Source organism: Burkholderia sola (genome assembly GCF_905400185.1).
Taxonomy (GTDB): domain Bacteria; phylum Pseudomonadota; class Gammaproteobacteria; order Burkholderiales; family Burkholderiaceae; genus Burkholderia; species Burkholderia sola.
On sequence record NZ_FR989676.1, the window covers coordinates 997,421 to 1,023,813 of the forward strand.

At 69.0% G+C, this 26,393-nt stretch carries 27 protein-coding genes; 15 read left to right on the top strand and 12 right to left on the bottom strand.

From position 1 onward, the window contains the following. Positions 1 to 24: 24 nt before the first annotated feature. Complete coding sequence (locus KR541_RS21035; RefSeq protein ID WP_050012198.1) at positions 25 to 246, bottom strand: hypothetical protein; 222 nt, start codon at positions 244 to 246, stop codon at positions 25 to 27. Positions 247 to 485: 239 nt separating this feature from the next. Between KR541_RS21035 and KR541_RS21040 the strand changes: the two genes are divergently transcribed. Continuing rightward, the gene (locus tag KR541_RS21040; protein ID WP_216089764.1) at positions 486 to 2,144 is read left to right on the top strand and encodes an alkaline phosphatase family protein; all 1,659 of its coding nucleotides are present in this window, start codon (positions 486 to 488) and stop codon (positions 2,142 to 2,144) included. A 78-nt stretch (positions 2,145 to 2,222) separates the two neighbouring features. On the opposite strand, the gene KR541_RS21045 is transcribed toward KR541_RS21040, so the two are convergent. After that, positions 2,223 to 3,119 carry a LysR substrate-binding domain-containing protein gene (locus KR541_RS21045; RefSeq protein WP_050012197.1) on the bottom strand — a complete coding sequence of 299 codons (897 nt, stop codon included), beginning with the start codon at positions 3,117 to 3,119 and terminating at the stop codon, positions 2,223 to 2,225. A 161-nt stretch (positions 3,120 to 3,280) separates the two neighbouring features. Here KR541_RS21045 and KR541_RS21050 point away from each other — a divergent pair, with 161 nt between their 5' ends. From KR541_RS21050 to KR541_RS21075, 6 genes are all read left to right on the top strand, one after another. After that, a complete protein-coding gene (locus KR541_RS21050) occupies positions 3,281 to 4,132 on the top strand; it encodes an ABC transporter permease (protein ID WP_050012196.1) in 852 nt (283 codons plus the stop codon). Positions 4,133 to 4,139: 7 nt separating this feature from the next. Further along, a complete protein-coding gene (locus tag KR541_RS21055) occupies positions 4,140 to 5,183 on the top strand; it encodes an ABC transporter ATP-binding protein (RefSeq protein ID WP_050012195.1) in 1,044 nt (347 codons plus the stop codon). Positions 5,184 to 5,239: 56 nt separating this feature from the next. Then, entirely contained in the window at positions 5,240 to 6,298 is a 1,059-nt protein-coding gene (locus KR541_RS21060) for an extracellular solute-binding protein (protein ID WP_063278322.1), read from the top strand. A 10-nt stretch (positions 6,299 to 6,308) separates the two neighbouring features. Continuing rightward, on the top strand, positions 6,309 to 7,139 hold the full coding sequence (locus tag KR541_RS21065; protein ID WP_050012193.1) for an ABC transporter permease: 831 nt from the start codon (positions 6,309 to 6,311) through the stop codon (positions 7,137 to 7,139). Between the two features lie 76 nt (positions 7,140 to 7,215). After that, positions 7,216 to 7,671, top strand: a complete 456-nt coding sequence (locus KR541_RS21070; protein ID WP_089490019.1) for a TIGR00725 family protein — start codon at positions 7,216 to 7,218, stop codon at positions 7,669 to 7,671. Positions 7,672 to 7,791: 120 nt separating this feature from the next. Next, positions 7,792 to 7,986 carry a YqaE/Pmp3 family membrane protein gene (locus tag KR541_RS21075; protein ID WP_034206306.1) on the top strand — a complete coding sequence of 65 codons (195 nt, stop codon included), beginning with the start codon at positions 7,792 to 7,794 and terminating at the stop codon, positions 7,984 to 7,986. A 211-nt stretch (positions 7,987 to 8,197) separates the two neighbouring features. On the opposite strand, the gene KR541_RS21080 is transcribed toward KR541_RS21075, so the two are convergent. Genes KR541_RS21080 through KR541_RS21090 form a run of 3 tightly spaced genes read right to left on the bottom strand, consistent with a single transcriptional unit; the run spans position 8,198 to position 10,798 of the window. After that, positions 8,198 to 8,377: a hypothetical protein gene (locus KR541_RS21080; protein WP_050012191.1), complete on the bottom strand. Its 180-nt coding sequence runs from the start codon at positions 8,375 to 8,377 to the stop codon at positions 8,198 to 8,200. After that, positions 8,349 to 9,356: a cytochrome d ubiquinol oxidase subunit II gene (gene cydB, locus KR541_RS21085; RefSeq protein ID WP_216089765.1), complete on the bottom strand. Its 1,008-nt coding sequence runs from the start codon at positions 9,354 to 9,356 to the stop codon at positions 8,349 to 8,351. Before cydB ends, KR541_RS21080 begins: the two co-directional genes overlap by 29 nt. A gap of 29 nt (positions 9,357 to 9,385) precedes the next feature. Then, positions 9,386 to 10,798 (bottom strand): cytochrome ubiquinol oxidase subunit I, encoded by a 1,413-nt coding sequence (locus KR541_RS21090; RefSeq protein WP_089489867.1) that lies wholly within the window; start codon positions 10,796 to 10,798, stop codon positions 9,386 to 9,388. A gap of 386 nt (positions 10,799 to 11,184) precedes the next feature. Here KR541_RS21090 and ltaE point away from each other — a divergent pair, with 386 nt between their 5' ends. Then, entirely contained in the window at positions 11,185 to 12,198 is a 1,014-nt protein-coding gene (gene ltaE, locus KR541_RS21095) for a low-specificity L-threonine aldolase (RefSeq protein WP_050012188.1), read from the top strand. 113 nt (positions 12,199 to 12,311) lie between these two features. Here the strand turns inward: ltaE and KR541_RS21100 are convergent, their stop codons facing one another. Together KR541_RS21100 and KR541_RS21105 are read right to left on the bottom strand one after the other, a co-directional pair. Next, positions 12,312 to 12,524 (bottom strand): DUF1059 domain-containing protein, encoded by a 213-nt coding sequence (locus tag KR541_RS21100; protein WP_034205979.1) that lies wholly within the window; start codon positions 12,522 to 12,524, stop codon positions 12,312 to 12,314. A 159-nt stretch (positions 12,525 to 12,683) separates the two neighbouring features. Further along, positions 12,684 to 13,589 carry an HTH-type transcriptional regulator ArgP gene (locus KR541_RS21105; RefSeq protein WP_050012187.1) on the bottom strand — a complete coding sequence of 302 codons (906 nt, stop codon included), beginning with the start codon at positions 13,587 to 13,589 and terminating at the stop codon, positions 12,684 to 12,686. Between the two features lie 288 nt (positions 13,590 to 13,877). On the opposite strand from KR541_RS21105, the gene KR541_RS21110 reads away from it, so the two are divergent. Together KR541_RS21110 and KR541_RS21115 are read left to right on the top strand one after the other, a co-directional pair. Then, positions 13,878 to 14,948 (top strand): rhodanese-like domain-containing protein, encoded by a 1,071-nt coding sequence (locus tag KR541_RS21110; protein WP_050012186.1) that lies wholly within the window; start codon positions 13,878 to 13,880, stop codon positions 14,946 to 14,948. 125 nt (positions 14,949 to 15,073) lie between these two features. Next, complete coding sequence (locus KR541_RS21115; protein ID WP_124631326.1) at positions 15,074 to 15,733, top strand: glutathione S-transferase family protein; 660 nt, start codon at positions 15,074 to 15,076, stop codon at positions 15,731 to 15,733. Positions 15,734 to 15,835: 102 nt separating this feature from the next. Here KR541_RS21115 and KR541_RS21120 read toward each other — a convergent pair whose 3' ends face one another. Beyond that, entirely contained in the window at positions 15,836 to 16,528 is a 693-nt protein-coding gene (locus KR541_RS21120) for a phosphatase PAP2 family protein (RefSeq protein WP_089490018.1), read from the bottom strand. Positions 16,529 to 16,956: 428 nt separating this feature from the next. Beyond that, complete coding sequence (locus KR541_RS21125) at positions 16,957 to 18,189, bottom strand: MFS transporter (RefSeq protein WP_216089766.1); 1,233 nt, start codon at positions 18,187 to 18,189, stop codon at positions 16,957 to 16,959. 101 nt (positions 18,190 to 18,290) lie between these two features. Here KR541_RS21125 and KR541_RS21130 point away from each other — a divergent pair, with 101 nt between their 5' ends. Then, complete coding sequence (locus KR541_RS21130; protein WP_080334160.1) at positions 18,291 to 19,274, top strand: LysR family transcriptional regulator; 984 nt, start codon at positions 18,291 to 18,293, stop codon at positions 19,272 to 19,274. Between the two features lie 30 nt (positions 19,275 to 19,304). Here KR541_RS21130 and KR541_RS21135 read toward each other — a convergent pair whose 3' ends face one another. Together KR541_RS21135 and KR541_RS21140 are read right to left on the bottom strand one after the other, a co-directional pair. Beyond that, positions 19,305 to 19,943 (bottom strand): 2-hydroxychromene-2-carboxylate isomerase, encoded by a 639-nt coding sequence (locus KR541_RS21135; protein WP_089489866.1) that lies wholly within the window; start codon positions 19,941 to 19,943, stop codon positions 19,305 to 19,307. Between the two features lie 145 nt (positions 19,944 to 20,088). Then, a complete protein-coding gene (locus KR541_RS21140; protein WP_050012180.1) occupies positions 20,089 to 20,907 on the bottom strand; it encodes an IclR family transcriptional regulator in 819 nt (272 codons plus the stop codon). Positions 20,908 to 21,079: 172 nt separating this feature from the next. On the opposite strand from KR541_RS21140, the gene KR541_RS21145 reads away from it, so the two are divergent. From KR541_RS21145 to KR541_RS21160, 4 genes are all read left to right on the top strand, one after another. Beyond that, entirely contained in the window at positions 21,080 to 22,066 is a 987-nt protein-coding gene (locus tag KR541_RS21145; RefSeq protein ID WP_050012179.1) for a hydroxymethylglutaryl-CoA lyase, read from the top strand. Then, positions 22,063 to 23,355, top strand: coding sequence for a CaiB/BaiF CoA transferase family protein (locus KR541_RS21150; protein ID WP_089489864.1), 1,293 nt, complete (start codon positions 22,063 to 22,065; stop codon positions 23,353 to 23,355). Before KR541_RS21145 ends, KR541_RS21150 begins: the two co-directional genes overlap by 4 nt. Before the next feature lie 83 nt (positions 23,356 to 23,438). After that, complete coding sequence (locus KR541_RS21155; protein ID WP_050012177.1) at positions 23,439 to 24,746, top strand: MFS transporter; 1,308 nt, start codon at positions 23,439 to 23,441, stop codon at positions 24,744 to 24,746. A 1-nt stretch (position 24,747) separates the two neighbouring features. Then, positions 24,748 to 25,863, top strand: coding sequence for an amidohydrolase family protein (locus tag KR541_RS21160; RefSeq protein ID WP_176016283.1), 1,116 nt, complete (start codon positions 24,748 to 24,750; stop codon positions 25,861 to 25,863). A gap of 15 nt (positions 25,864 to 25,878) precedes the next feature. Here KR541_RS21160 and KR541_RS21165 read toward each other — a convergent pair whose 3' ends face one another. Beyond that, the gene (locus KR541_RS21165) at positions 25,879 to 26,355 is read right to left on the bottom strand and encodes an SRPBCC family protein (RefSeq protein ID WP_050012440.1); all 477 of its coding nucleotides are present in this window, start codon (positions 26,353 to 26,355) and stop codon (positions 25,879 to 25,881) included. Positions 26,356 to 26,393 lie beyond the last annotated feature (38 nt).

Consider the following 26,393-nt stretch of genomic DNA (forward strand, 5'->3'; position numbering starts at 1 on the left):
ATCCGCCGGGCACGGCGGTTTTTTTCAGCGGCTGGCGACGGCCGGCTCGCGCTTGTCCAGCTCCTTCCTCGCGGCCAGCGGCAGACGCGCGTCGTCCCACTGCGTCAGCCATTCGACTTCCTTCGTGGTGAACACCGGTCCGTGGTTGCGCAACGCGTACTGCAGCGCGTCGACGACGTGATGGCGAATGATTTCGGGGGTACGTGCATCGTCCAGCACGAACCGGAGGGCTTCCAGGGTCGACATACTCGTGCTCCGGGTCAGGGAAAACCCTTTATGCCACGCCAATAGTCGCGGGCCAACCCGAAAAAAAATCCCGGCGCACGCGACGGCCGCGCATGGCGACCGCTTCGTGTCATTTGCGATTGGTTACGTTTGACAGAGAACAGAAAGCCCCGCTTCATCCGACCGCCGCACGATCCGGCGATATTTTGCGCGCCTGATGGCAAGTCACGTAGTTCAACATCAATCGGTGAGGTGGGGTGATGATTTCCAGGTTCATCAAGCAACGGAAAACGGCGGTGATGGTGGCGGCTGCGCTGGCGCTCGTCGGCGCGGGCGTGCATGCGGCGCAACCGGACGGCAACGGCCGCGCGAGCCGCGTCGTGAAGCACGTGCTGCTGCTCAGCATCGACGGGCTGCACGAACAGGATCTCGCGCGCTGCATCGGCGCGAATACGTGCCCGAACATCGCGGTGCTCGCGAAGAGCGGCGTGACCTACGCGAATGCGTACACGCCGGGGCTGTCGGATTCATTCCCGGGCCTCGCCGCGCTGGTGACGGGCGGCTCGCCGAAGACGGCCGGCTTGTTCTACGACGTGTCGTACGACCGCAACCTGTACGCGCCGAGCGATACGACGTGCTCGGGCAAGCAGGGCTGGAACGTCGTGTTCGACGAGACGACCGGCATCGACGCCCAGAACGGCGGTGCGCTCGTGCACCTCGACGGCGGCGGCGCGTTCAATCCGCAGGCAATCCCGCATGCGAAGGTCAACGGCCAGTGCGTGCCGGTCTATCCGCACAACTACGTGAAGACCAACACGGTGTTCGAGGCCGTGAAGGCCGGCGTGCCGAATGCGCGCACCGCGTGGGCCGACAAGCACGCGTGGGGCTACGACTGGCTGAACGGCCCGTCGGGCACCGGCGTCGACGACCTGATGCGCACCGAGATCAATTCGATCGACCCGGCGACGAACACCGCCTACACCGACGTGTATTCGCACACCGCGCGCTTCGACAACCTGCACGTGCAGGCGCTGATCAACCAGATCGGCGGCCGCGATTCGACCGGCACGAAGACCGCGCCGGTGCCGACGCTGTTCGGCGCGAACTTCCAGACGCTGAGCGTCGCGCAGAAGGCGCCGGTCGCAAAGGGCGGCGGCTATCTCGACGCCGACTTCACGCCGAACGGGCAGGTCGCGAATGCGATCACGTATGTCGACGACGCGATCGGCCACGTCGTCGCGGCGCTGAAGCAGGCGAACCTGTATACGTCGACGGCCGTGATCGTCACGTCGAAGCACGGCCAGTCGCCGAGCGATGATACGAAGCTCGTGAAGAACGGCGACACGCTGACGAAGCTGCTCGAAGCGAACGACTTCATCGACCCGAACGGCAACTTCGGCCAGAACAACACGACGACGGGCAACCTGAACGACGGATCGGGCCTGGTCGGCACGGGCTTCGTGCAGACGGACGACGTCGGGCTGATCTGGCTGCGCGACCGCGGCCAGCGCACGGCCGTCGTGCAGGCGCTGAAGGCGAATCTCGGCTGCAACGCGCCGGGGATCTGCGCGGACGGCCCGCAGGCGTACGTGCTGTACGGCGCGGCGTTGGCCGACCGCTTCGGCGATCCGGCCAACGGCCGCGCGCCGGACATCGTCGTCCAGCCGAATCCGGGCGTGATCTACACGTCGAGCACGAAGAAGGACGAGGAGCACGGCGGCAACGCGCCGGACGACAGCCACCTCGGCCTGCTCGTGTCGTATCCGGGCATTCGTCGTGCGCGCACGGTGAACGATCTCGTCGGCACGAAGCAGGTCGCGCCGACGATTCTCGCACTGCTCGGCGCCGATCCGCGCCTGCTGCAGGCGGTCGTGGCCGAGAACACGCGCGTGCTGCCGGGGCTCGGTATCGGGCGTTGACGTTGCAGGCCGGATGCCGCCGGGGGCGGTGTCCGTCGGGCTAGGGGCGCGCGCAGCCATGCGACGGTGCGCGTCGCCTTACGCGCGCCCGGCCTCGTCCAGCATCCATTCCCTGAAGCGCCGCAACGCATCGCTCGTGTCGAGGCGCTCCGGCGCGTAGCACAGGTAGTGTCCCTGCGCGGCCACGTCGACCGGCGCGTCGAACGGCTCGACCAGCGTGCCCGCCGCGAGATTGTCGAGAATCAGGAAGCGCGGCACGAGTGCGATCCCGAGTCCGGCCTGTGCGGCCTGGATCAAGACCGAATACTGCTCGAAGCGCGGCCCCGCCAGCGCGTTCATTTGCGCCGCGCGATGACGTTCCGCCCATGTGGACCACGCGATCTCCGCCTGCTCGTGCACGAGGCGCGGCGCCGCCGCCGCGTCGGCGGGCACACGCAGCGCATGCCGGTCGGCGAATTCGCGCGAGCAGACGGGCACGAAGGTCCGCCCGCCGAGATAGTCGCTTCGTACGCCCTCCCATCCACCGTCGCCGTAGCGGATCGCCGCGTCGAGCCCGAACGGAAACACGTCGCCGGGCGCGAGATGACGGCGAAAACTCAACGTGACGCCCGGCGCGGCGGCGAGAAAGCGCGTGAGGCGCGGCAACAGCCACTTCGTCGTAAACGTCGGCACGCTGGCGATCGTCAGCAGGTCGCTGTTCTCGCGGGCACTCAGCAGTTCGATCGACGCGTTGCCGATTTCGCGCAGCGGCCCGACGACGCGCGCGTGATAGACCTGACCGGCACGGGTAAGCGCGAGGCCGCGCCCCTCGCGCACGAACAGCTTCACGCCGAACAGCGCCTCGAGGTTCGCGATCTGCCGGCTGACCGCGCTTGGCGTCAGGCCCAGTTCGCGCGCCGCGTACGAGAAATTCAGGTACTTCGCGGACGTGGCGAAGGCATGCAGCTCAGCCACGTTCGGATACAGATGCTTCATCGCGAGCTGTTCCGTCCTTGCACAGGTCGATGCGGGCTTTTTACTTTTTTTTCATGACGATGCCATGTCGAAACCGCACACTGCGCCGGCTTCGACAACGCATGCGGGCCCGGCCGGCGGGCGTTGCGCGAGGTTTTTCCCGATCGTCTGCGAGTGTCTTCATGTCTGAGTCAACCGCCCCGGCCATCGCCGACGGTATTCCGATTCGTCGTAACAAACCGGCCCGGCCGCCCGTCGGGCGCCTGCTGCTGCAGGCGCTGCTCGCGGTGTTCGGCCTCTACCTGCTGTTGCCGATCGCACTGCTGCTGATCGGCGCGGTGGGCGAATCGTGGACGAACACGTTGCTGCCCACCGGCGTCACCGGGCACTGGTTCGCCGACCTGGCCGCGAACCGGAGCTTCACGCGCGCGTTCGGCGTGAGCTTCATGGTGGCGCTCGCGTGCTGCGCGCTCAACGCGGTGATCGGCCTGCCGCTCGCGTATGCGCTCCATCATCGTGCGCAGGCCGGCGGCGGGTTCGCGACGCGCGTCGTGATGCTGATGCCGGTCGCCGTGCCGGCGCTGACGCTCGGCTTCGGCTACATCGCGATCTTCAGCGGCGACACGTTGCCGTGGCTCGGCACGTTGCCGCTGATGATCGCCGCCCACGCGGTGCTGACGCTGCCGTATCTGCTGCAGACGCTGCTCGGCGACCTGCGCCACCTCGGCCTCGCGCGGCTCGAGGCCTGCGCGGCGACGCTCGGTGCGACGCCGCTGCACCAGTTCGTCACGATCGTGCTGCCGAACCTGCGGCACAGCCTGTTCTCCGGCCTCGTGATGGTGGCCGCGCTGTCGATCGGCGAATTCCAGATTTCGAACCTGATCGCCGGCTTCCGCTACCGGAACTATCCGATCGTGCTGCTGCAGGCGTTCTACGGCGCGACGGGGATGGCGTGCGCGGCCACCGTCGTGCTGCTCGTGCTTGCCGTGCTCGCGACGCTGGTCTCCGTCGGTACCGTGCAACGTCTGAAGTGAGTCATCCATGAGCCTCGAATTCGAACACGTCAGCTTTCAGTATCCGGGCGCCCGTCATGGCGTCGACGACATCACGCTGTCGGCCGCGCAGGGCGAACTGCTCGCGGTGATGGGGCGCAGCGGGTCCGGCAAATCCACGCTGCTGCGGCTCGCGGCCGGGCTGCTCGACGGCTGGCGCGGCCGCATCGCGATCGGCGGCGACGACGTGGCCGGCGTGCCCGTGTGGCGGCGCGAAGTGGGGATGGTGTTCCAGCACTACGCGCTGTTTCCGAACCTGTCGGTCGTCGACAACGTCGCGTACGGGCTGCGGATGCGCGGCGTCGCGGCCGACGTGCGGCGCCGGCGCGCGCTGGACATGCTCGAGCGGGTCGGGTTGTCCGCGCATGCGACGCGCGGCATCGCGATGCTGTCCGGCGGACAGCAGCAACGCGTCGCGCTCGCGCGGGCGCTCGTGATCGAACCGAAGCTGCTGCTGCTCGACGAGCCGCTGGCGGCGCTCGATGCCGGCATCCGTCATCAGTTGCGCGACGAGATCCGTGCACTGCAGCGCGCCTGCGGCGCGACGACGTTGTTCGTCACGCACGACCAGGACGAAGCGTTGAGCATGGCCGACCGCGTCGCGATCGTCGACGGCGGCCGCGTGCTGCAGGCCGGCACGCCGCGCGACCTGTACGAGCGCCCGGCGACCGCGCAGGTCGCGCGCTTCGTCGGGCATTCGACGCTGCTGCGCGGCCGTGTGCTCGCGCACGGCACCGTCGACGTGCGTTTCGCGACGCTGCGCGCGGAAACGGGCGAGCACCGGCCGGGCGCGGAGATCGAGGTGCTGGTGCGACCCGAACACGTGCAGGCCGATCCGCCGGGGCACAGCGCGAACCGCATCGACGGCCGTCGCGGGGACGTGCGCTATTTCGGCGCGACGCAGCGCTACGACTTCATTCCGGACGGCTCGGCCGACGTGCTGCTGTGCGAAGGGCGCGAGCCCGCCGCGCGCAGCATCGCGATCGACCCTTGCCATCTGCTCGTGCTGCCGGCGTCGCCGGCCGCGCAATGACCTCTTTCGTTCAACGGAGATTCACGATGCTTGCAGGCTCCCTTTTTGTGAAGGCCATGCGCGCCCGCGTGCTGGCGCTGTGCGCGCTCGCGGCGCTTTCCTGCGCGGCGGCGCAGGCCGCGCCGCTGTATCCGGGCGAAGACGCGCTGTACGCGAAGGCGGCCGACGAAGGGCTCGTCGTGTCGTTCGACACCGGCCCCGAATGGGCGAACTGGAAGGCGCTGTTCGCCGAATTCCGCAAGCGCTACCCGAAGGTCGAGATCACGTACAACGACATCGGCTCGGCCGCGACCGTCGTCGCGCTCGACAAGTCGCGCCGCCGTCCGCAGGCCGATACAGCGTACTACTTCGCGGCGTCGGCGCTCGATGCCGCCGGCAAGGACGTCGTCGCGCCGTTCCGGCCGGTCAACTTCGACAAGCTGCCGGGCGTGTTCCGCGCGCCCGACGCCCGCTGGTTCGCCGTGCATTCGCTGAACATCGCGTTCCTCGTCAACCGGAAGCTCGTCAAGAACGTACCGCAGCGCTGGTCCGACCTGCTGAAGCCCGAGTACCGCAACGCGGTGGTCTATCTCGACCCGCGCTCGACCGGGCAGGGCCAGGTCGCGGTGTTCGCGGCCGCGTATGCGAACGGCGGCAGCGTCGAGAACCCAAAGCCGGGCGCCGACTTCTTCGGCAAGCTGAAGCAGGCCGGCAACGTGCTGCGCGTGGAGGGCACGACGCCGTACGCGAAGTTCGTGAAGGGCGAGATTCCGATCCTGATCGGCTACGAGAACGACGGCCTCAAGGCGAAGTACGCGGACGGCATGGGCGACGCGGCCGACGTCGTGATTCCGCAGGACGGCAGCGTGTCGGCGCCGTATGCGATGAGTCTCGTGAAGAACGGCCCGAATCCGTCCGCCGCGCAGCTCTGGCTCAACCTCGTGATGAGCGACGTCGGCCAGGCGCTGTTCGCGCAAGGCTATGTGCGTCCGGCGGTGCCGGGCACGCCGGTCGCGGCGGACGTGGCGGCGAAGCTGCCGAACGCGCCGCAGGTGCGCCCGCTCGATGTCGCGAAGGCGGCGGCGCGCAAGGCCGAGGTCGACCAGTTCTGGTCGCAGGCCACGCTCGGCCAGTAAGGGGCGCGGGATGCAGGCTTCCTTACCCGAGCGCGGCGTGCTGCGCCGTTTCGGCGCGCTGCCCGCGGCCGCATTGCTCGCGGTGTGCTTCGTGCTGCCGCTGGCCGCGCTCGTCGATGCGGCATGCGCGGGCGGCGGCCGCGCGTTCGCGGCGGTGTGGCGCGATCCGCTCGTCGCCGATGCGATCGCGCGCTCGCTGGCGCTGGCGGTGGGCGCCGGCACGCTGTCGGTCGCCGTCGGCGTGCCGGTCGCGTTCGCGCTCGCCGGACAGTCGCCGGCCCGTCGCCACTGGTCGCTCGCGCTGCTCGGCGTGCCGCTGGCGTTTTCCGGGCTGGTGATCGCGTACGGGTTCATCCTCGCATTCGGCCGCGCGGGCTTCGTGACCACGCTGCTGGCCGCGCTGGGCGCCGATCCGACCGTGGTCGGCGGCGCGATCTACACGATGCCGGGGCTCGCGGTCGCCTATGCGTACTACCTGATCCCGCGCGTCGCGCTGATGATCTACCCGACGCTCGCGAATCTCGACCGGCGGCCGCTCGAGGCGGCGCTGACGCTCGGCGCGCGGCCGTGGCGCGCATGGCTCGACGTCGCGTGGCGCGAGCTGTGGCCGTCGGTCGCGTCCGCGTGGTGCCTCGTGACTGCGATCGCGCTCGGCACGTACGGCACGGCGCTCGCGCTGGCCGGCACGCAGATCAACATCCTGCCGCTGCTGATGTATTTGAAGCTGTCGGACGGGCAAACCGATTTCTCGCAGGCGGCCGTGCTGTCGATCGTGCTGACGGCCATCTGTACCTGCGTTCTTGCACTGGGGGAAGGCCTTGTTCGGCAACGGCGTCATTGAAAGCGTGTGGTCCGAACCGGCGCGCGACGCGCTCGCGCGACTCGCGCAACGGCAACGCGGCACGCACCGGCACCGGATGCCGGTCGGCGTGATCGGCCCGCGCGACGCGACGGATGAACAGATGCGCGTCGCGGAACGGATCGCGCACGCGGTGGCGGCGACGGGCGTCGCGCTCGTCGGCGGCGGCAAGCAGGGCGTGATGGAGGCCGCCGCGCGCGGTGCGCACGCGGCCGGCGGCTGCGCGATCGGGCTGTTGCCGGAAGACGACGCCGCGCTGGCGAATCCGTACCTGAGCGTCGCGCTGCCGACCGGGCTCGGCATCACGCGCAATGCGCTGGTTGCACGTGCGTCGGTGTGCCTGATCGCGGTCGGCGGCGGGCTCGGCACGCTGTCCGAAATCGCGCTCGGGTTGCAGTGGGGCAAGCCGGTGTTCACGATTTGCGGTGCGCCGCAGGTCGCGGGCGTCGAGTGCTTCGACGAAGCAGATCGGCTCGTCGCGCGCGTCGCGCAGTGGCTGGCCGATTCGGCGTAGCGAGGCGGATCGGCACGGGGTTTCGCGCGACGAGCGTCGTGGCCGGGCTTGAAACGGGGCGCGCAACCCGCCATATTGGCCGGGTGTCACCCGTTCAACGACGTACCGAGAGGATCGTTCATGCGCCTTTTGCTTGCTCTGCTGCTCCCGTGGTTCCAGTTCTTCACGATCGGCCGCCCGATCGCCGGGATCATCTGCCTGCTCCTGCAACTCACGATCATCGGCTGGCTGCCGGCCGCGATCTGGTCGGTGTATGCGCTGAGCCAGTACAAGACCGATCGCAAGATCGAAGCGGCGTTGCGCGGGCGGGGGTAGACGCGCAGTGCGCGGTGGGGTGATTCAGCCGCGTGGTTCGTATTTCGGTAGAAATCTATATATTTCGTTCACATCGGCGATGTGATTTGTATGGATTTCTGCCCAAATGGCGGATTCATGCGTTGTTCGGCTTGATGCATCCGGCTGAAGCCGCAGCCATCCACGACAAAACGGCCGCCCGGTCCATCGTTCGACCGGGCGGCCGCTCCGCCTACTTCACCGCAAACAGCGTCAGGTTCATGAAGATCTTGAACGCATAGCCGAGCGTGACGGCGCCGATCACGCCGCCCGCCCACAGAACGACGAACCACATCCAGCCGCGCATCCGCGGCCGCGGCGCGCCGGGCTGGCCGGCGGTGGAATCAGTGGTGGTAGTAATGCTGGTCTTCATGGCGCACCTTGCCTCGGAATACCCAATAGCCCATCGTCGTGTAGGCGATGATGATCGGGAGGATAACCGCTGCGCCGACCAGCGTGAAGGTCTGGCTCGAACGCGGCGCCGCCGCTTCCCAGATCGTCATCGTCTGCGGAATCGCATACGGGAACAGCGTGACGAGCAGGCCGACGTAGCCGAGCAGCACCAGCGCCAGCGCGAGCACGAACGGCGTCATGTCGTGCCGGTCGCGCACCGCGCGCCGCATCCACGCCGCGCACGCGGCCACCAGGAACGGCACCGGCAGCAGGCGCCAGAACAACCCCGAATCGAACCAGCGCTGCGCGATGGCCGGATCCTGCAGCGGCGTCCACAGGCTGATCACCGCGATGAAGCCGAGCAGCACGACGGTCAGCGGCCACACGACGCGATGCAGGCGGCGCTGCAGGTCACCTTCGGTCTTCGCGACGAGCCAGCAGCAGCCGAGCAGCGCGTAGGTCGCGATCAGGCCGAGGCCCGTCAGCAGGCTGAACGGCGTGAGCCAGTCGAACGCGCCGCCGGCGTACACGCCGTCCTTCACGTCGATGCCCTGCAGGAACGCGCCGAGCGCGATCCCCTGGAACAGCGTCGCGCCGGCCGAGCCGCCGATGAACGCGAGATCCCACAGCTGCTTCGTGCGCCGCGCCTTCGCGCGGATCTCGAACGACATGCCGCGGAAGATCAGGCACACCAGCATGAAGATCAGCGGCAGGTACAGCGCCGACAGCACGGTCGAATAGACGACCGGGAACACCGCGAACAGCCCGGCGCCGCCGAGCACGAGCCACGTCTCGTTGCCGTCCCACACGGGCGCGACCGTGTTCATCATCAGGTCGCGTTCCTGCTCGTCCGGGAAGAACGGGAAGACGATGCCGATGCCGAGGTCGAAGCCGTCGAGCACGACGTACATGAAAAGCCCCAATGCGATGATCGCGGCCCAGATTACGGTGACGTCCATAGGTTTTCTCGTTTGCGAATGGGGTGGGCTCAGACGGTCTCGATCAGCTCGTCGACGGCCGACATCGGGCGGCGCGCGGTGTGATCGGGGCGCGTATCGGGTTTGTCGTCGTGCTTGACGTCGGGCAGCGCGGGGCCGGCCTTCATCAGCTTCAGCATGTAGTACACGCCGGTGCCGAACACGAGGAAGTACACGATCACGAACGTCATCATCGACAGGCTGACCTGCTGCACCGACAGCGGCGACACGGCCTGCGCGGTGCGCATCACGCCATACACGACCCACGGCTGGCGGCCGGCTTCGGTCGTCACCCAGCCCGCGAGCAGCGACACGAAACCGGTCGGGCCCATCACGAGCGCGAAGCGCTGGAACCACTTCGATTCATACAGGCGGCCGCGGCGGCGCAGCAGCCAGGCGAGCGCGGCGAGGCCGATCATCGCGAAGCCGAGGCCGACCATGATCCGGAAGCTCCAGAACACGACCGTCGAATTCGGCCGGTCTTCCGGCGGGAAGGCCTTCAGCCCGCGGATCTCGCCGTCCCAGCTGTGCGTGAGGATCAGGCTGCCGAGGTGCGGCACCTTCACCGCGTAGCGGGTCGTTTCCGCCTTCATGTCCGGAATGCCGAACAGGTTGAGCGCGGTGCCGCCCTTTTCGGTTTCCCACAGCCCTTCGATCGCGGCGATCTTCGCGGGCTGGTGCTTCAGCGTGTTGATGCCGTGCTGGTCGCCGATCACGGCCTGCAGCGGCGCGAGCACCAGCAGCAGCCACAGCGCCATCGAGAACATCTTCTTCACGCCCTTGTCGCGGCGGCCCTTCAGCAGGTGCCACGCGCCCGTCGCGGCCACCACCAGCGCGGCGACGATGAACGCGGCGATCGCCATGTGGAACAGGCGGTACGGGAACGACGGGTTGAAGATGATCGCGAACCAGTCGGTCGGCACGACGCGGCCGTCGACGATCTCGAAGCCCTGCGGCGTCTGCATCCAGCTGTTCGACGCGAGGATCCAGAACGTCGAGATCAGCGTGCCGATCGCGACCATCAGCGTCGCGCCGAAGTGCGCGCGCGGGCTCACGCGGTTCCAGCCGAACAGCATGATGCCGAGGAAGCCGGCTTCGAGGAAGAACGCGGTCATGACCTCGTACATCAGCAGCGGGCCGGTGACGGCGCCGGCGAAGCTCGAGAAGCCCGACCAGTTGGTGCCGAACTGATAGCTCATCACGACGCCGGACACGACGCCCATCCCGAACGCGACCGCGAAGATCTTCGACCAGAACAGGCAGAGGGTTTTGTAATACTGCTTGCCGGTCTTCAGCCAGCGATATTCGAGCACGGCGATGAAGCTGGCGAGGCCGATGCTCAGCGCAGGGAAGACGATGTGAAAGGAGACGGTGAACGCGAATTGCAGGCGGGCCAGATCGAGGGCCGAAAGTGCGGTGTCCATACCAGATGACCGAGGCTGACGATACCCGCCGGCGGGTGCCGGCGGCCCCCGGCGGACGGGCGTCGGGGTTGGCTGGAGTATGGGCTGCGATGTTGCACCGCGAAATGCGCCAACTCGTCGCAGATGTCCAGCCCGTCGTGCGTTGTTTCGCGATAAATCGTTGATTCGTATCAAGAAGGCCGTTCGCGGCGCATGCGGCCGCGGCGTGGCGGCCTGCCGCACGTGCGGCAATATGGCGCGTCGCGTCATCGGAACGACGTCGCGCGTGCGGCATCGCGGTGCGCGGCGACGGCCGGCAGGCGCCGCGCGAATTGCGTACACTCTCAGTCTCGTTTCGGCAGGGCCGGGCGCATCGGTTCCGGCTCGCGTTTACTCAGGGCACAGCGATGATCGATTTACGCAGCGATACCGTGACACGTCCGAGCCAGGCGATGCTGGCCGCCATGACCGCCGCCGAAACCGGCGACGACGTCTGGGGTGACGACCCGACCGTCCTGCGCCTGCAGGCGGTGACGGCCGAGCGGGCCGGCAAGGAAGCCGGCCTGTTCTTCCCGAGCGGCACGCAGAGCAACCTCGCCGCGCTGATGTCGCATTGCGAGCGCGGCGACGAGTACATCGTCGGCCAGCTCGCGCACACCTACAAGTACGAAGGCGGCGGCGCGGCCGTGCTCGGCAGCATTCAGCCGCAACCGATCGAGAACGCGCCGGACGGCACGCTGCCGCTCGCGAAGATCGCCGCGGCGATCAAGCCGCTCGACAATCACTTTGCCCGCACGCGCCTGCTCGCGCTCGAAAACACGATCGGCGGCCAGGTGTTGCCGGAAGGCTATGTGCAGGAAGCCGTCGCGTTCGCGCGCAGCCGCGGGCTCTCCACGCACCTCGACGGCGCGCGCGTGTGCAACGCGGCCGTCGCGTCGGGGCGCCCGATCGCCGAGCTGTGTGCGCCGTTCGACACCGTGTCGATCTGCTTCTCGAAAGGGCTCGGTGCGCCGGTCGGCTCGGTGCTGGTCGGCAGCCGTGCGCTGGTCGAGCGCGCGCAGCGCTGGCGCAAGGTGCTGGGCGGCGGGATGCGGCAGTCGGGCATTCTCGCGGCGGCGTGCCTGTATGCGCTCGATCACAACGTCGAGCGGCTCGCGGACGATCACGCGAATGCCGCGCATCTCGCGGCCGGCCTCGCCCGCATCGATTCGGTGAAGGTGCTGTCGCATGCGACGAACATGGTGTTCGCGCAATTCCCCGAAGCCGATTGCGCGCCGCTCGAGGCGTGGCTGAAGGAACGCGGGATCCTCACGCAGATGCTGTATGCGTCGCGCTTCGTCACGCATTGCGACGTGTCGCGCGCGGATATCGACACCTTTATCGGCGCGGTCGGCGCGTATTTCGCGCAGCGTCGCGCATAACGCGTTACGCGGAATGCGCCGGCCGGCGACGGGCCGGCGCGGCGTGGCATCACGCAAGACGCAGAGGAGTGACGCGCGCGGCGCGTTGCCGGCGACCCTGCCGTGCCGGCGGATCACGCTTGCCGCGGCATGTCGGCGGGCGGCGTGCCGTCGTGAAACAGCGATTTCAGTTGCGTGCGCAGTTCGGCGCTGTCGGTGTGCTGGTGCACCGAGACCGCATGCTGAACGGCGGCCTCCAGCAGTTCGTTGTCGGAGTCGGCGGAGATTGCGACCGAGCAATGCGTCGCGCTGGGAAACTCGCGGCAATCGATATAGCGGCGGGACATGATGTTCTCCTCACATGAAAGGGAACGGCCGGACCTGGATGAGCGGCCGCGCGGCGCGTTCGCGAGGCCGATGGGAAAAGTATAGGCGGCGCGGCCGACTTTCTCGTCGCCGTGCGTACCGCGCCGGCAGCGTCGCTCACCCGCGCGCCCGCCGGCGCATTACGGCAACGGCGCGAGCAGCCTGCGCGCTGCTTCGACCACCCGCGCGGACAGCGACGCCATCGTCGGCGACTGCACGGTCCACGCGTGCCAGTACAGCGTGACGTCGGTCGGATGCGCGGGCGCGAGATCGACGAGCCCCTGCGCATCGAGCGGCGCGGCGCCGATCAGCGGCTCCGGCACCATCGCGTAGCCGAGCCCGTGCCGCACCGCCGCGAAGTGCGAATGCGTGCCCGGCACGTAGTGGCACGGGTACGCGCCTTCGGGCAAGCCGAACTTCTCCTTCAGGAATGACGATTGGAGCGTGTCGCGCCGCGAATACGCGACGACGGGCGCGTGGCGCGCGCTCGTGCGGTTCAGCCCGCGCGGAAACCAGCGCACCGCGAACGCGGCGGCCGCGAGCAGCCGGTAGCGCATCGTGCCGAGCGGCGTCGCGATGCAGCCGCGCATCGGCTTCGGCTCGGTCGTCACGCAGCCGACCGCCATCCCGCTTTCGAGCAGCGCGAACGTGTGATCCTGATCCTCGACGATCAGTTCGAACAGGATCCGCTCGCCCGCGAGCACCGACGTCAGCGCCGGCAGGAACCATGTGCCGAGGCTGTCGGAGTTGAGTGCGATCGTCACGGAAATCGGCGATTCGCGGTCGGCCGCGAGCGTGCTTTGCAGGTCGGCCTGCAGCAGCGCGACGCGGCGCAGGTGCTGCAGCACGCGCTGCCCGGCCACCGTCGGGCGGCATGGCCGCGTGCGCAGCACGAGCGGCGTGCCGAGGCTCGCTTCCAGCGCGCGGACCCGCTGCGTGACGGCGGACGCGGTCACGTGCAGGCGCACGGCCGCCTGCTCGAAGCTGCCGGTGTCGGCGACGGCCAGCAGCGCGGCGGCCTGCTTCGGATCGATCGTCATCGACATGTCGGGGGCATTCCTGTGATCGGGGACGAGAACAGGCGGTAGTGTAAGGCAGCGTGCGCGGCCGTCCCGGCGCGGCGAATCGTCCCGCGGTGCGGGATTCGTCGACGGAATCGGTTGCCGCGTAGGGGACGCGCGGCGGCGCGGGCATTTTGTTCTACGCTGTATGAATGGGCGCGATGCCGCTCGCACGGCGGCGCTGTCGTCATGCCGGCGCCGGCGCCCGACGACGCCATGCAGCGTCCCGATCCGACTACACCCCCTGAAGAACACGCGACGGAGCACCGAGCCATGATCTTCCGGCAACTTTTCGACCCGCAATCGTCGACGTACACGTATCTGCTCGCCGACGCCGCATCGCGCGAAGCGCTGCTGATCGATCCCGTGTTCGAGCAGGTGCGCCGCGACGCTGCGCTGCTCGACGAACTCGGGCTGCGGCTCGTCGCGACCGTCGACACGCACGTGCATGCCGATCACGTGACGGGCGCGTGGCTGCTGAAGCAGCGCACGGGCAGCGCGATCGCGATCTCGGCCGCGAGCGGCGCGCAAGGCGCCGACCGCTACCTGAACGACGGCGAGCGCTGCGCGTTCGGCGCGCGCTACCTGACGGTGCGCGCGACGCCCGGCCACACGAGCGGCTGCGTCAGCCTCGTGCTCGACGACGAATCGATGGCGTTCACCGGCGATTGCCTGCTGATCCGCGGCACCGGCCGCACCGACTTCCAGCAGGGCGACCCGCGCGCGCTGTATCGCGCGGTGCACGGCCGGCTCTTCACGCTGCCGGCCACGTGCCTGTTGTATCCCGCGCACGACTATCGCGGGCTCACGGTGACGAGCGTCGGCGAGGAGCGGCGCTTCAACCCGCGCCTCGGCGGCGATCTCAGCGAAGACGATTTCGCCGGCTACATGCGCAACCTCGGGCTCGCGCATCCGCGCCAGATCGACGTCGCGGTGCCGGCGAACCTGCAGTGCGGCGTCGCCGCGAACGCGCCCGATGCGCAGGCGGCCGCCGACTGGGCGCCGCTCGTCTACACGTTCGCCGGCTTCTGGGAAATCGATCCGCAATGGCTCGAGGATCATCTGCCGGCCGTGCAGGTCGTCGACGTGCGCGAACCGGACGAGTTCGCGGGCCCGCTCGGCCATCTGCCGGGCGCGACGCCGATCCCGCTCGGCGAACTGGCCGCGCGCACCGGCGAAGTCGCGCGCGACCGTCCGGTCGTGACCGTGTGCCGGGCCGGCGGCCGTTCCGCGCAGGCGACGGTGATCCTGAAGAAGGCCGGCTTCGACGCGGTCGCGAATCTCGGCGGCGGGATGCTGCGCTGGCGCGCCGAAGGGCGCGTCGTGATGGACGGTCGCTCGTAGCGGCCCAGGCGGTCCGTCGAAAAAATATCGGGCCGATGTCGAAACGGCGGGGCGCCGAGCGTCGTCAAGGTATCCGATCATGCGGCGCCGCCTGACGCGGCGCCGAAACCCCAGGAGCCTCCACGATGATGCCGACGCTTTACGCCCATCCGTTTTCGTCCTACTGCCAGAAAGTGCTGACCGCGCTGTACGAGAACGGCACGCCGTTCGAGTATCGCGTGCTCGCGCACGACGATCCGAAGCCGATGCAGGAACTGACCAGGCTGTGGCCGTTGAAGCGCTTCCCGGTGCTCGTCGATGCGGGCCGCACGGTGATCGAGGCGTCGATCATCATCGAGTATCTCGGCCTGAACCATCCGGGCCCCATGCGCCTGCTGCCCGACGATCCGCACGCCGCGCTCGAGGTGCGGACGATGGACCGCTTCTTCGACAACTACGTGGCGACGCCGCAGCAGAAGGTCGTGTTCGATGCGCTGCGGCCGGAAGCCGAGCGCGATGCGCGCGGGGTGGCCGACGCGCGCGCGATGCTCGACACGTCGTATGCGTGGCTCGACAAGACGATGGCCGATCGCGAATGGGCGGCCGGCGACCGTTTCAGCCTCGCCGATTGCGGCGCGGCGCCGTTCCTGTTCTATGCGGACTGGACGCACCGGATCGATCCGGCGTTCGCGAACGTGATCGCGTACCGCAAGCGTCTGCTCGTGCGGCCGTCGTTTGCGCGCGCGGTCGAGGAGGCGCGGCCGTATCGTTCGTTCTTTCCGCTCGGCGCGCCCGATTGCGACTGACGGGCGCGGCCGTCGCACGGCGTGCCGCGGCCGCGCATGGCCGGCAGCGCGCGCCGGGGCGACGGAACGACATCAGCAGCGGCAGCATCGCGCGTCTGCCCGTCACATCGTGCGCGTGGCCGACTGCGCGAGCGTCAGCAGTTCGTCGAACTGCGTGATCAACTCGAAGCACAGCAGGAACGCGAGCGTATAGGCCGGCGCGGGGAAGCGCCGGATCATCTCCAGCACCTGCGGGGCGAAGCGCGCGCGGATCGCGTCGCGCGTCAGCAGCCATGCGATCGCGATGCCGATCGCGGCGCCCGCGATCAGGTCGGTCGGATAGTGAAAGCCGAGATACGCGCGCGGCAGGCAGATGAACACGACCGAATACAGCAGCGCGACGATGCCGACGCGGCGCGCGATGATGAAGATGCCGGTTGCGATCGCCATCCACAGCATCGCGTGATCGCTCGGAAACGAACTCCAGGTCTGCAGCGTCGCCGCGCGCAACCCGGCCGACGGGAAGTGCAGGTGCAGGTCGGGGTTGTAGATCGGCCGCACGCGGAACGGCAGCACTTGCGCGAGCACGCGGCCGACGGCGAGCGCGATGAGCCCGCTCGCGATAGTGGCGACGACCAGCTCGCGTTGCCGCTCGCGGTTCGGGCCCGGCTGGAACCACAGCCAGCACAGCACCGGAACGAGCACGAAGCCCTTGAACGTGTAGAGGCCCGCGATCACGCGGATCGCGTGATTCATCAACGGACCGAACGTCATGTGAGTGAGGAAGACCTGGATCGTCGTGTCGAAATTGTTCATGTCCTGTGCGACCCGGGCGGACGCGCAGCGCATGACAGGCGGCCGGCTGGATCGGAAAGCGCGCTCGCACGGAGCGCAACGGGGGGCAAGTATGTCACCCGTTATTTCGAAGAAAATGCGAAAAAATACCGGGATTCCCCTGATAAAACGGGGTTCGGTGGAGGGGCCGGATGGGAGCGCGCCGGGTGGTGCGGCAGGGACGAATCGTCCGACGTTTGCGTGCGCGCGTGCACGGACGCCGGAAAAATATTTGGGTGAACTGGACAATTCGGTCAGTCGGCGCGGACCTTGCGCCGGATGAACGATTGCGGCGTTACAGCCGCGCGAATCTGCCGGGCGGCGCAGCGTCATGCGCGCGCCGATCAAAAATTAAAAAAAAGCGGGCAAGCCCCGTGGGCCTGCCCGCCGATGTTACGCGATGCCCGACTTCAGTTGCGCCACACCCGCACGGCGAGCGCGGCCAGCGACGTCACGACGGCCAGCGCGGTCACCGCGTTCCAGCCCAGTTGCGCGAGCAACAAACTGCCGATCGCGGCGCCGGCCGCCATCCCGATGAACATGCCGACGAACAGCACCGCATTGAGGCGGCTGCGCGACGCGGGATCGATCCGGTAGACGATCGACTGGTGCGCGATCAGCGTGGCCTGCACGCCGAGATCGAAGCCGATCGTCGCGACCGCGAGCAGCACGAGCTGCGCATGCGGCGACATCAGCGGCGCGGCGGCCATCGACGCGAACGACACCGTTGCGATGCCGATCCCGATCCGCGTCACGCGCTCGGGGCCGTGATGGTCGGCCAGGCGCCCGGCGATCGGCGCGGCCAGCGCGCCGGCGGCGCCCGCGAGGCCGAAGGCGCCGGCGGCCGCGCTACCGAGGTGGAACGGCGCGCCGTGCAGCATCACCGCGAGGGTCGACCAGAACGCGCTGAACCCGACGGCCAGCAGCCCCTGCGCGAGGGCGGCGCGGCGCAGTGCCAAATGCTCGCGCCACAGCGCGCCGAGCGAGCCGATCAGCGCGCGATACGGCAGCCGCGTGGTCGGCTCGAAGCGCGGCAACCCGCGTGCGGCCACGGCGCCGATCGCGGCGACGCTGGCGGCGGCGAGCGCGAACATCGCGCGCCAGCCGGCCGTCTCGGCGACGAATCCGGCCACGACGCGCGACAGCAGGATGCCGAGCAGCAGCCCCGTCATCACCGTGCCGACGATGCGGCCGCGATGCATGTCGTGCGCGAGCGTCGCGGCGGCCGGCACGACGTCCTGCGCCATCGTCGCGGCGAGGCCGATCGCGAAGCTCGCCGCGAGCAGCAGCCCGAGCGACGGCGCGACGGCGGCCAGCAGCAACGCGGTGACCAGCGCCGCGGCCTTGATCACGATCACGCGGCGCCGGTCGAAGCGGTCGCCGAGCGGCGCGAGCAGCAGGATGCCGAGCGCATAGCCGAGCTGCGTGAGCGTCGGCACGAAGCCGATCGCCCGCGCCGACGCGCCGAGATCGGGCGCGAGCGCGCCGAGCATCGGCTGCGCGTAGTAGAGCGGGGCGACGCCGAGGCCGGCGGCGGCCGCGAGCAGCAGCACGAGCCGGCGATCGGGCATCGAATGGGCGGCCGGACGGGCCGGAGCGTGCGCCGCGCGGGGCGCGGCGTCGAGACGGGTCGGGGTGGACATCGCGTACATCCTGGGTTGAAGAATGGGATGGACGCGAGTGTGGCGGTACGCGGCCGGCGACGGTAGTGCCACCCGGCGCAGATTTGTTATACGCTCGACGAATGACCGAAAAATCCTCTCCCTCTCCCGCTGCTGGCGGGTCTCGGCGCATTCAGGCGGTGCCGGTGGACGGCGCTGGCTATCGTTTCGAGCTGATGGAAACCTTCGTGCGCATAGTCGAGGCCGGCAGCCTGTCGGCGGCCGCCGTGCAGTTGCACACGACGCAGCCGACCATCAGCCGGCGGCTGCAGGCGCTGGAAAATTCGCTCGGCATGCGGCTGCTGCAACGCACGACCCATACGATGCGGCTGACCGTCGACGGCGAGCGGTGCTTCAAGCAGGCGAAGGAGCTGCTGGCGAGCTGGGCGGCGTTCGAGGCGGATTTGCGCGGCGCGCAGGAGGAGCCGGACGGGCTGCTGCGCGTCGCGGTGCCGCACGCGTTCGGCCAGCAGCGTTTCGTTGCGCCGCTCGCGCAGTTCCTGCGCGACTACCCGCGCGTGTCGGTCGAGTGGCTGCTGCAGGACGAGGTGCGCGATTTCGTCGGCAGCGGCATCGATTGCGCGATCCAGGTCGGCGAACCGACCGATCCGGGCGTGGTCGCGATCCGGCTGACGAAGGTGCCGCGCTTCGTGGTCGCCGCGCCGTCCGTGCTGAGCGGCGCCGACGTGCCGGCCGATCCGGACGCGCTCGCCGCGCTGCCGTGGCTCGCGTTGCGCACGTACTACCGCACCGAACTCGCGCTGACGCATGCGACCACCGGAGACACGCGACGCATTCCGATCCGCCCGCGCATCACGACCGCGAACTTGTATGCGTTGCGCAGCGCGGCGCTGCTGGGCGTCGGCGCGTGCGTCGGATCGTCGTGGATGCTGGCCGACGATCTCGCGCGCGGCGATCTCGTGCACCTCGCGCCCGAATGGCAGGCCGCGGCGCTGCCCGTCTACCTGACTTATCCGCATGCGCAGTTCTATCCGTCGCGGCTCGTGCGGTTCGCCGCGATGATGCGGGAGGCGGTGCCGGCGCTCGTCGAAGGGCGCGACGGCTGAAGCGGGCGGCGCGGTGGCGGCGGCTCGCCGTCAGCCGCGCCGGATCCCTTCGGGCAGCGCGCTGATGCGGCGCACTTCGGGCGAATCGAGCCACGCGCGCGACGTCGCGCAGTCGACGAACATGTCGGTCGCGTCCTCGCCCCAGAACAGGTCGCCGTCGAGCGCGAAGGTCGGCACGCCGAACACGTTCTCGGCGATCGCGCGATCCGTGTTCGCGCGCAGCGCGTCCTTGACCGGCTGAGCCTCGACGGCCGTCACGCCTTCCGGAAAGCCGACCGCTTCGCACAGCGCGGCGAAGCCTGCGGGCGTCGACACGTCCTGGCCGTCGCGCCAGATATGCCGGAAGATCCGCCGGATCGCGTCGCGCGAGCTGCCCATCGCGATCGCGAGACGCAGCGGCTTGATCGGGTTGAACGGGTGCGCGGGCGGCATCCGGAACGCAATGCCCAGCTTATCCGCCCGGTATTGCGCATGCCGATAGGTGAACACGCGCTTGGCCGCGATTTCCGCCGGCGCTTTCTGGCCCCAGTGCGCGAGCAGCGCGCCGAGCACGATCGGCCGCGGCTCGAACGCGGCGGCGGGCGGCAACCGGTCGAACTGTTCCTGTTGCAGGTAGGCGAACGGCGAAACGAAATCGAAATACCAGCTGGCGGTGCGCGCGGCGTTCATCGCGGGGGTCTCCTCGGGCGGGTCCGGTGGTCGGTTGCACGCATGGTGCGTCGCCTGAGAACGGCGCGCTGCGCGCATCGGCGGCCAGTGTCGCATGCGGCCGTCTTTCGCGCTGCCGTATCGCGTGCCGCGCGCAACCGGCTCCCTACGACCGGGCGGCGTCGTCCGCCGACGATGCGAGCCGCGCGAGACTGTCGCGCACGGCCGGCGCGTCGTAGCGCGCGCCCGCGCCGCCGAGTGCGACGGTCGCCTTTTGCGCGAGCGGCAGCAGCATCGCGAGCGCCGCCGTCATCGCCGGCGCGGCGGCGAGCCGCGACTTCGGGCCTGATACCGTTAGCGCACCGACGCATTCGCCGGCCGCGCCGAACACGGGCACGGAAGCCGACGCCGTTTCCGGGTCGCGCTCGCCGTACGACGCGGCCCACAGCTGTTCGCGCACGTCGTTCCAGCGGGCGTCCTGCGTGTCGGTGAAGGCCAGCAGCACCTTCCCGGATGCGCCCTGGCCGACCGGAAACTCCTCGCCGACGCGGATCGACACGCGTACCGCCCGCGCGGGCTCGACGCGATACAGCACGGAGCGCACGTCGCCCTGGCGCACATAGAACGATGCCGTTTCCCCGAGTTCGCGGCTCAGCGTCTCGAGCAGCGGCTCGACCACCGGGCCGACGCGGAACGAACGCTGGTACAGCGCGGCGAGCCGCTGCGGCTCGTGCCCGATCGCGTACTGGCCGTCGTCGAGTTTGCGCATGAAACCGCCATGTTCGAGCGCGGCGAGCAGACGCAGGATCGTGCTCTTGTACAGCCCGGTGCGGCGCGACAACTCGGCGAGCGACAGCCGGTCGTCGGTCTGGCCGAACGCACGGAGGATCGCGAACGCGCGGTCGAGCACCGCGACGCCGCTGGACGCCTCTTCCGTCGCCGGATCGGCTGCGTCGCCGGCGTGATCTGCTGGATTCCTGGGCACGGCCTGATTCCTTCGAATGATGGTCGGCGGACTATATCGTTCTATCTGACAGAACTCAAGTTCCAGAAAAGCGCGATTCCGCGGGTATACCCCGCTTATCGCCCATTCGACACACGCTTAAAGTTCTGTCAAACAGAACTATGTTCTTTCAGATAGAACGATGGGGTATCGAATGAAGGTTTCAGAAAACTCGAAGGTGCTGGTCAGCGAGGTCGGCCCGCGCGACGGGCTGCAGAGCATCAAGACCGTGATGCCGACGGCCGCCAAGCTGCGCTGGATCACCGCGCTGGCCGCGGCCGGCCTGCGCGAGATCGAGGTCGGGTCGTTTGTGCCGGCCACGCTGTTGCCGCAGATGGCCGACGTGCGCGAAGTCGTCGCGCACGCGCTCGCGATTCCCGGGCTGCACGTCGCCGCGCTCGCGCCGAACCTGCGCGGCGCCGAGGGTGCGTTCGACGCGGGCGTGCACAAGCTGACGCTGCCGGTCTCGGTGACGCAAGCGCATTCGCTGGCCAACATCCGCAAGACGCCCGCGCAGATGATCGACGAGGTGCGCGCGATCGTCGCGCTGCGCGACGCGCGGTTTCCGTCGGTGCAGATCGAGGCCGGCGTGTCGGTGGCGTTCGGTTGCACGATTGCCGGCGCGGTCTCCGACGACGAGACGATCGCGATGGCCGTCGCGATGGCCGAATGCGGCGTCGACGAAATCGGCCTGTCCGACACCAGCGGTTATGCGAATCCCGCGCAGGTGCGCCGGCTGTTCACGCGGCTGCAACGCGAAGTCGGCGACAGGGCCGGCGGCGCGCATTTCCACAACACGCGCGGGCAGGGGCTCGCGAACGTCGTCGCGGCGCTCGACGTGGGCGTGACGACGATCGACGCGAGCCAAGGCGGCCTGGGCGGCTGCCCGTATGCGCCGGGCGCCACCGGCAACATCGTCACCGAGGATCTCGTGTTCCTGCTCGAAGCGATGGGAGTCGACACCGGCGTCGACGTCGACGCGCTGCTCGCCGCGCGCGCGATCCTGCATGCGGCGCTGCCGTCCGACGCGCTGTACGGCCACGTGCCGGACGCCGGGCTGCCGAAGGGCTTTCGCTATGCGGATGGCCGCGTGCCCTCGGCGGCGCAACCGGAAGGATGCATGACGGGAGTCGCACGATGAACGATCGGCAACCGGTTGCCGCGCTGCCGTACGCAGGCGTGCGCGTGATCGAGATGACGCACATGGTGATGGGCCCGACGTGCGGGATGCTGCTCGCGGATCTCGGCGCGGAAGTGATCAAGATCGAGCCGATCGCGGGCGACAGCACGCGGGCGCTGCGCGGGTCCGGCGCGGGCTTCTTCGGGATGTTCAACCGCAACAAGAAGAGCGTCGCGGTCGACGTGAAGGATCCGCGCGGGCTGGAGATCGTGCGGCGGCTCGTCGCGACGGCGGACGTCTTCAGCGAGAACTTCAAGAGCGGCACGATGGACCGGCTCGGGCTCGGCTACCCGCAGCTGGACGCGCTGAATCCGCGGCTCGTGTACGTGTCGCACAAGGGCTTCCTGCCGGGGCCGTACGAGCATCGCACCGCGCTCGACGAGGTCGTGCAGATGATGGGCGGCCTCGCGTACATGACGGGCCCCGAAGGGCGGCCGCTGCGTGCGGGCGCGAGCGTGAACGACATCATGGGCGGCATGTTCGGCGCGATCGGCGCGATGGCCGCGCTCGCGCAGCGCGAGCGCACGGGCCGCGGCCAGCAGGTGCAGAGTTCGCTGTTCGAGAACAACGTGTTTCTCGTCGCGCAGCACATGATGCAGTTCGCGGTGACGGGGCAGGCCGCATCGCCGATGCCGAGCCGGATTTCCGCGTGGGCCGTCTACGACGTGTTCTCCGTCAAGGATGACGAACAGATTTTTCTCGCGGTCGTGTCGGATACGCAGTGGGCGCTGTTCTGCGATGCGTTCGGCCTCGCCGCGCTGAAGGACGACCCGCGCCTCGCGACCAACAACCTGCGTGTGCAGGCGCGCGAATGGCTGTTGCCGGAACTACGTTCGCGGCTCGCGCCGTACTCGGCCGCGGAGATCGGCGCGATCTTCGAATCGACCGGCCTGCCGTATGCGCCGATCACGAAGCCGCAGGACCTGTTCGACGATCCGCATCTGCTCGCCACGGGCGGCCTCGAAGCCGTGACGCTGCCAGCCGACGCGAGCAGCGCCGGGCGGCCGATCGACACGCGCACCGCGCTGCTGCCGCTGACGCTCGCGGGCGAACGCCTGCGGCTGCGCTCGGCGCCGCCTGCGCTCGGCCAGGACACGTGCGCGCTGCTCGGCGAGCTCGGCTACACGCCGGACGACGCGCGTGCGCTGATCGATGCCGGCGTCGTCGCGGGGCGGTACGGCGCGGACGTCGCCGCGCACGGCGACGGACCGGGCGGTGCGCCGTCGGCGAACGAAGTGGCGAGCGCGTAGCGCAGCCGCGATTCATCGAACGAACAAAGGCGTCCCGGCCGCGCGCCGCGCGGCAGAGGATCGCCGCATCCACGGAGACAACCATGACATCCGCTTCCCCGGCGCTGGCCGCCGATCGCGACACCGACGCGTCGATCGAGCAACGCGCGGTGCGCAAGGCCGCGTGGCGCTTCATCCCGCTGCTCGCGCTCGCGTACTTCTTTAACTATCTGGATCGCACGAGCGTCGGGTTCGCCGCGCTCACGATGAACCGCGATCTCGGGCTGACGGCGACGCAGTTCGGCTGGGGCGCGGGGATCATGTTTGCCGGCTACTGCGTGTTCGAAGTGCCGAGCAATCTCGCGCTGTACCGCTTCGGCGCACGCCGCTGGCTCGCCCGCATCATGATCACGTGGGGGCTGATGGCGGCCGCGACCGCGCTCGCGACCGGGCCGACGAGTTTCTACGCAATCCGGCTGCTGCTCGGCATCGGCGAGGCCGGATTCTTTCCCGGCGTGATCTTCTTCCTCGCCGTGTGGTTTCCGGCGAGCTACCGCACGCGCGTGCTCGCGTGGTTCACCGTGTCGACGCCGCTGTCGTCGCTGATCGGCGGCCCGCTGTCGACGTGGCTGCTGCAGCTCGACGGCACGCTCGGGCTCGCCGGCTGGAAGTGGATGTTCATCGTCGAAGGGCTGCCCGCGTGCGCACTTGGTTTCCTTGTGCTGAAGCTGCTGTCCGATTCGCCGGCGAATGCCGCGTGGCTGTCGGACGACGAACGTGCCGCGCTGCAGCGCGCGTTCGAGCGCGACGGCGCGGCGGCCGGCCGCAAGAAGCGCTTCGGCGTCGCGCTGCGCGACGTGCGCGTGTACGTGCTCGCGCTGATCTCGTTCGGCTTCACGATGGGTTCGTACGGGATCGGCATCTGGTTGCCGCAAATGCTGAAGGCGCACGGGATGTCGACGATGCAGACCGGCTGGCTGTCCGCCGTGCCTTACTTCTTCGCCACGATCGCGCTGCTGTGGTGGGCGAAGCGGGTGGACCGTCGCGGCGGCCCGATCGCGAACCTGGCGATCGGCTTGTTCATCGGCGCGGTGGCGCTCGGCGTGTCGACGCATTTCCTGACGCTCGGGCCGGCGCTCGTCGGCATCACGCTCGCGCTGATCGGCACGATTGCCGGCCGCACGATCTTCTACACGCTGCCGTCGCGCTTCCTGTCCGGCCAGGCCGCGGCCGGCGGGCTGGCGCTGATCAATTCGATCGGCGCGCTCGGTGGCTTCGCGGGCCCCTATCTCGTCGGCTACCTGAAGGACAGCTTCGGCACCTTCACGGCCGGGATGCTCGGCCTCGCGATCGTGCTGGCGATCACGACGCTGCTCACGCTGTCGCTGTATGCATTCGACCGGAGCGAATGACATGACTTTTTCGATCACGCGGCGCCGGTTGATCGGCGCGGCCGCCGCATCGTTCGCGCTGCCTGCGTTTGCCGACACGGCGGCCCATGATGGAGCTTCACGCATGACGCAAAGCAACTACCTCGCGGTTCGTCCCGACTGGCTCGCGTCGGCGCTCGAACCCGCGCTCGAGCCCGACCTGCCGATCATCGATGCGCATCATCACTTCTATGAACGGCCGGGCTGGATCTACCTGCTCGACGACTATCTGCAGGACGCGCGCTCGGGTCACAACATCCAGGCGTCCGTCTACATGCAGGCGCAGACGCGTTATCACGATTCGGGCCCGGCCGAACTGAAGCCGGTGGGCGAGACGGCCTATGTCGCCGGCGTGACCGAGCCGCTGCAGCACGGCCCGGTGGCCGTCGCGAAGGGCATCGTCGGTCACGCGGACCTGCGGCTCGGCGAACGCGTGCGCGACGTGCTGGAAGCGCATGTCGAAGCCGGGCGCGGACGGTTTCGCGGCGTGCGGCACCTGAGCACGTGGGATGCCGATCCGACGCTCGCCAATCCGCTGTCGGCGGTGCCGCGCGGGATGCTGCTCGATTCCGCGTACCGGGCCGGCGTCGCGCAGCTCGCGCCGCTCGGGCTGTCGTACGACGCGTGGCTGTTCTTCCCGCAGTTGCCCGAATTGTTCGAACTCGCGAAAGCGAACCCCGACACGCGGATCATCGTCAATCATTGCGGCGGCGTCGTGCGGATCGGCAGCTATGCGGACAAGCGACCGGAGGTGTTCGCGCGCTGGTCGGCGTCGATGCGCACGCTCGCGCAATTGCCGAACGTGTACGTGAAGGTCGGCGGCCTCGGGATGCGCATCAACGGGTTCGATTTCGAGAAAGGCGCGAAGCCGCCGTCGTCGACGCAGCTCGCCGACGCGTGGAAGCCGTGGATGATGACCTGCATCGACGCGTTCGGTCCCGGGCGCTGCATGTTCGAGGGCAATTTCCCGGTCGACAAGGGCTCGTATTCGTTCGTGAACGGCTGGAACGCGTTCAAGCGCCTGACCGCGCAGGCCGGCGCGGACGAGCGCGACGCGCTGTTTCGCGGCACGGTCACGCGCGCGTACCGGCTCGGCTGACGCGCATGCGCGGCGTCAACCGGCTTCCACCAGCGCCGCGAGCCGCGCCAGCGCCATCTGCCAGCCGGTCTCGTTGTCGGCGGCCGGCACGCCGGGCGGGACGCCGTCGTGCACCGCGTCCACGCGCGTGCCGCCCGCCTCGTCGGACAGCGTGATCGTGATCGTCATCGCGCCGCGCAGCATCGGGTCGTCGGTTTCGAATACATCGATCTCGACGATCCGCTCGTCGGGCACGAGCGTGACGAAGCGGCCGTGATAGGTGTCGGTGTGCGCGGTCGTCTTGCCGGCGCCGCCCGACGGCGCGTCGTAGCTCAGCGACACGCGCAGCGCGCCGCCTTCGCGCGTGTCGTACGCATGCACGCGGCACGTCATGCCGTCGGGCACTTTCCATTGCTCGACCGCGTGCGGGTCGAGCAGCGCGCGGTAGACCCGCCCGCGCGGCGCGTTCAGGTGCCGGCTGACCCGGGTCGAATGCGTGTGCGTGTGCAACATGTCGCCTCCCGCGAAGCGTGCGAGACGGTGCACGCCGG

What these genes read in the sequence shown, in the direction of transcription:
- KR541_RS21035 (WP_050012198.1), bottom strand. Translation starts at nt 246, where the DNA reads ATGTCGACCCTGGAAGCCCTCCGGTTCGTGCTGGACGATGCACGTACC.
- KR541_RS21040 (WP_216089764.1), top strand. Translation starts at nt 486, where the DNA reads ATGATTTCCAGGTTCATCAAGCAACGGAAAACGGCGGTGATGGTGGCG.
- KR541_RS21045 (WP_050012197.1), bottom strand. Translation starts at nt 3,119, where the DNA reads ATGAAGCATCTGTATCCGAACGTGGCTGAGCTGCATGCCTTCGCCACG.
- KR541_RS21050 (WP_050012196.1), top strand. Translation starts at nt 3,281, where the DNA reads ATGTCTGAGTCAACCGCCCCGGCCATCGCCGACGGTATTCCGATTCGT.
- KR541_RS21055 (WP_050012195.1), top strand. Translation starts at nt 4,140, where the DNA reads ATGAGCCTCGAATTCGAACACGTCAGCTTTCAGTATCCGGGCGCCCGT.
- KR541_RS21060 (WP_063278322.1), top strand. Translation starts at nt 5,240, where the DNA reads ATGCGCGCCCGCGTGCTGGCGCTGTGCGCGCTCGCGGCGCTTTCCTGC.
- KR541_RS21065 (WP_050012193.1), top strand. Translation starts at nt 6,309, where the DNA reads ATGCAGGCTTCCTTACCCGAGCGCGGCGTGCTGCGCCGTTTCGGCGCG.
- KR541_RS21070 (WP_089490019.1), top strand. Translation starts at nt 7,216, where the DNA reads ATGCCGGTCGGCGTGATCGGCCCGCGCGACGCGACGGATGAACAGATG.
- KR541_RS21075 (WP_034206306.1), top strand. Translation starts at nt 7,792, where the DNA reads ATGCGCCTTTTGCTTGCTCTGCTGCTCCCGTGGTTCCAGTTCTTCACG.
- KR541_RS21080 (WP_050012191.1), bottom strand. Translation starts at nt 8,377, where the DNA reads ATGAAGACCAGCATTACTACCACCACTGATTCCACCGCCGGCCAGCCC.
- cydB (WP_216089765.1), bottom strand. Translation starts at nt 9,356, where the DNA reads ATGGACGTCACCGTAATCTGGGCCGCGATCATCGCATTGGGGCTTTTC.
- KR541_RS21090 (WP_089489867.1), bottom strand. Translation starts at nt 10,798, where the DNA reads ATGGACACCGCACTTTCGGCCCTCGATCTGGCCCGCCTGCAATTCGCG.
- ltaE (WP_050012188.1), top strand. Translation starts at nt 11,185, where the DNA reads ATGATCGATTTACGCAGCGATACCGTGACACGTCCGAGCCAGGCGATG.
- KR541_RS21100 (WP_034205979.1), bottom strand. Translation starts at nt 12,524, where the DNA reads ATGTCCCGCCGCTATATCGATTGCCGCGAGTTTCCCAGCGCGACGCAT.
- KR541_RS21105 (WP_050012187.1), bottom strand. Translation starts at nt 13,589, where the DNA reads ATGTCGATGACGATCGATCCGAAGCAGGCCGCCGCGCTGCTGGCCGTC.
- KR541_RS21110 (WP_050012186.1), top strand. Translation starts at nt 13,878, where the DNA reads ATGATCTTCCGGCAACTTTTCGACCCGCAATCGTCGACGTACACGTAT.
- KR541_RS21115 (WP_124631326.1), top strand. Translation starts at nt 15,074, where the DNA reads ATGATGCCGACGCTTTACGCCCATCCGTTTTCGTCCTACTGCCAGAAA.
- KR541_RS21120 (WP_089490018.1), bottom strand. Translation starts at nt 16,528, where the DNA reads ATGAACAATTTCGACACGACGATCCAGGTCTTCCTCACTCACATGACG.
- KR541_RS21125 (WP_216089766.1), bottom strand. Translation starts at nt 18,189, where the DNA reads ATGTCCACCCCGACCCGTCTCGACGCCGCGCCCCGCGCGGCGCACGCT.
- KR541_RS21130 (WP_080334160.1), top strand. Translation starts at nt 18,291, where the DNA reads ATGACCGAAAAATCCTCTCCCTCTCCCGCTGCTGGCGGGTCTCGGCGC.
- KR541_RS21135 (WP_089489866.1), bottom strand. Translation starts at nt 19,943, where the DNA reads ATGAACGCCGCGCGCACCGCCAGCTGGTATTTCGATTTCGTTTCGCCG.
- KR541_RS21145 (WP_050012179.1), top strand. Translation starts at nt 21,080, where the DNA reads ATGAAGGTTTCAGAAAACTCGAAGGTGCTGGTCAGCGAGGTCGGCCCG.
- KR541_RS21150 (WP_089489864.1), top strand. Translation starts at nt 22,063, where the DNA reads ATGAACGATCGGCAACCGGTTGCCGCGCTGCCGTACGCAGGCGTGCGC.
- KR541_RS21155 (WP_050012177.1), top strand. Translation starts at nt 23,439, where the DNA reads ATGACATCCGCTTCCCCGGCGCTGGCCGCCGATCGCGACACCGACGCG.
- KR541_RS21160 (WP_176016283.1), top strand. Translation starts at nt 24,748, where the DNA reads ATGACTTTTTCGATCACGCGGCGCCGGTTGATCGGCGCGGCCGCCGCA.
- KR541_RS21165 (WP_050012440.1), bottom strand. Translation starts at nt 26,355, where the DNA reads ATGTTGCACACGCACACGCATTCGACCCGGGTCAGCCGGCACCTGAAC.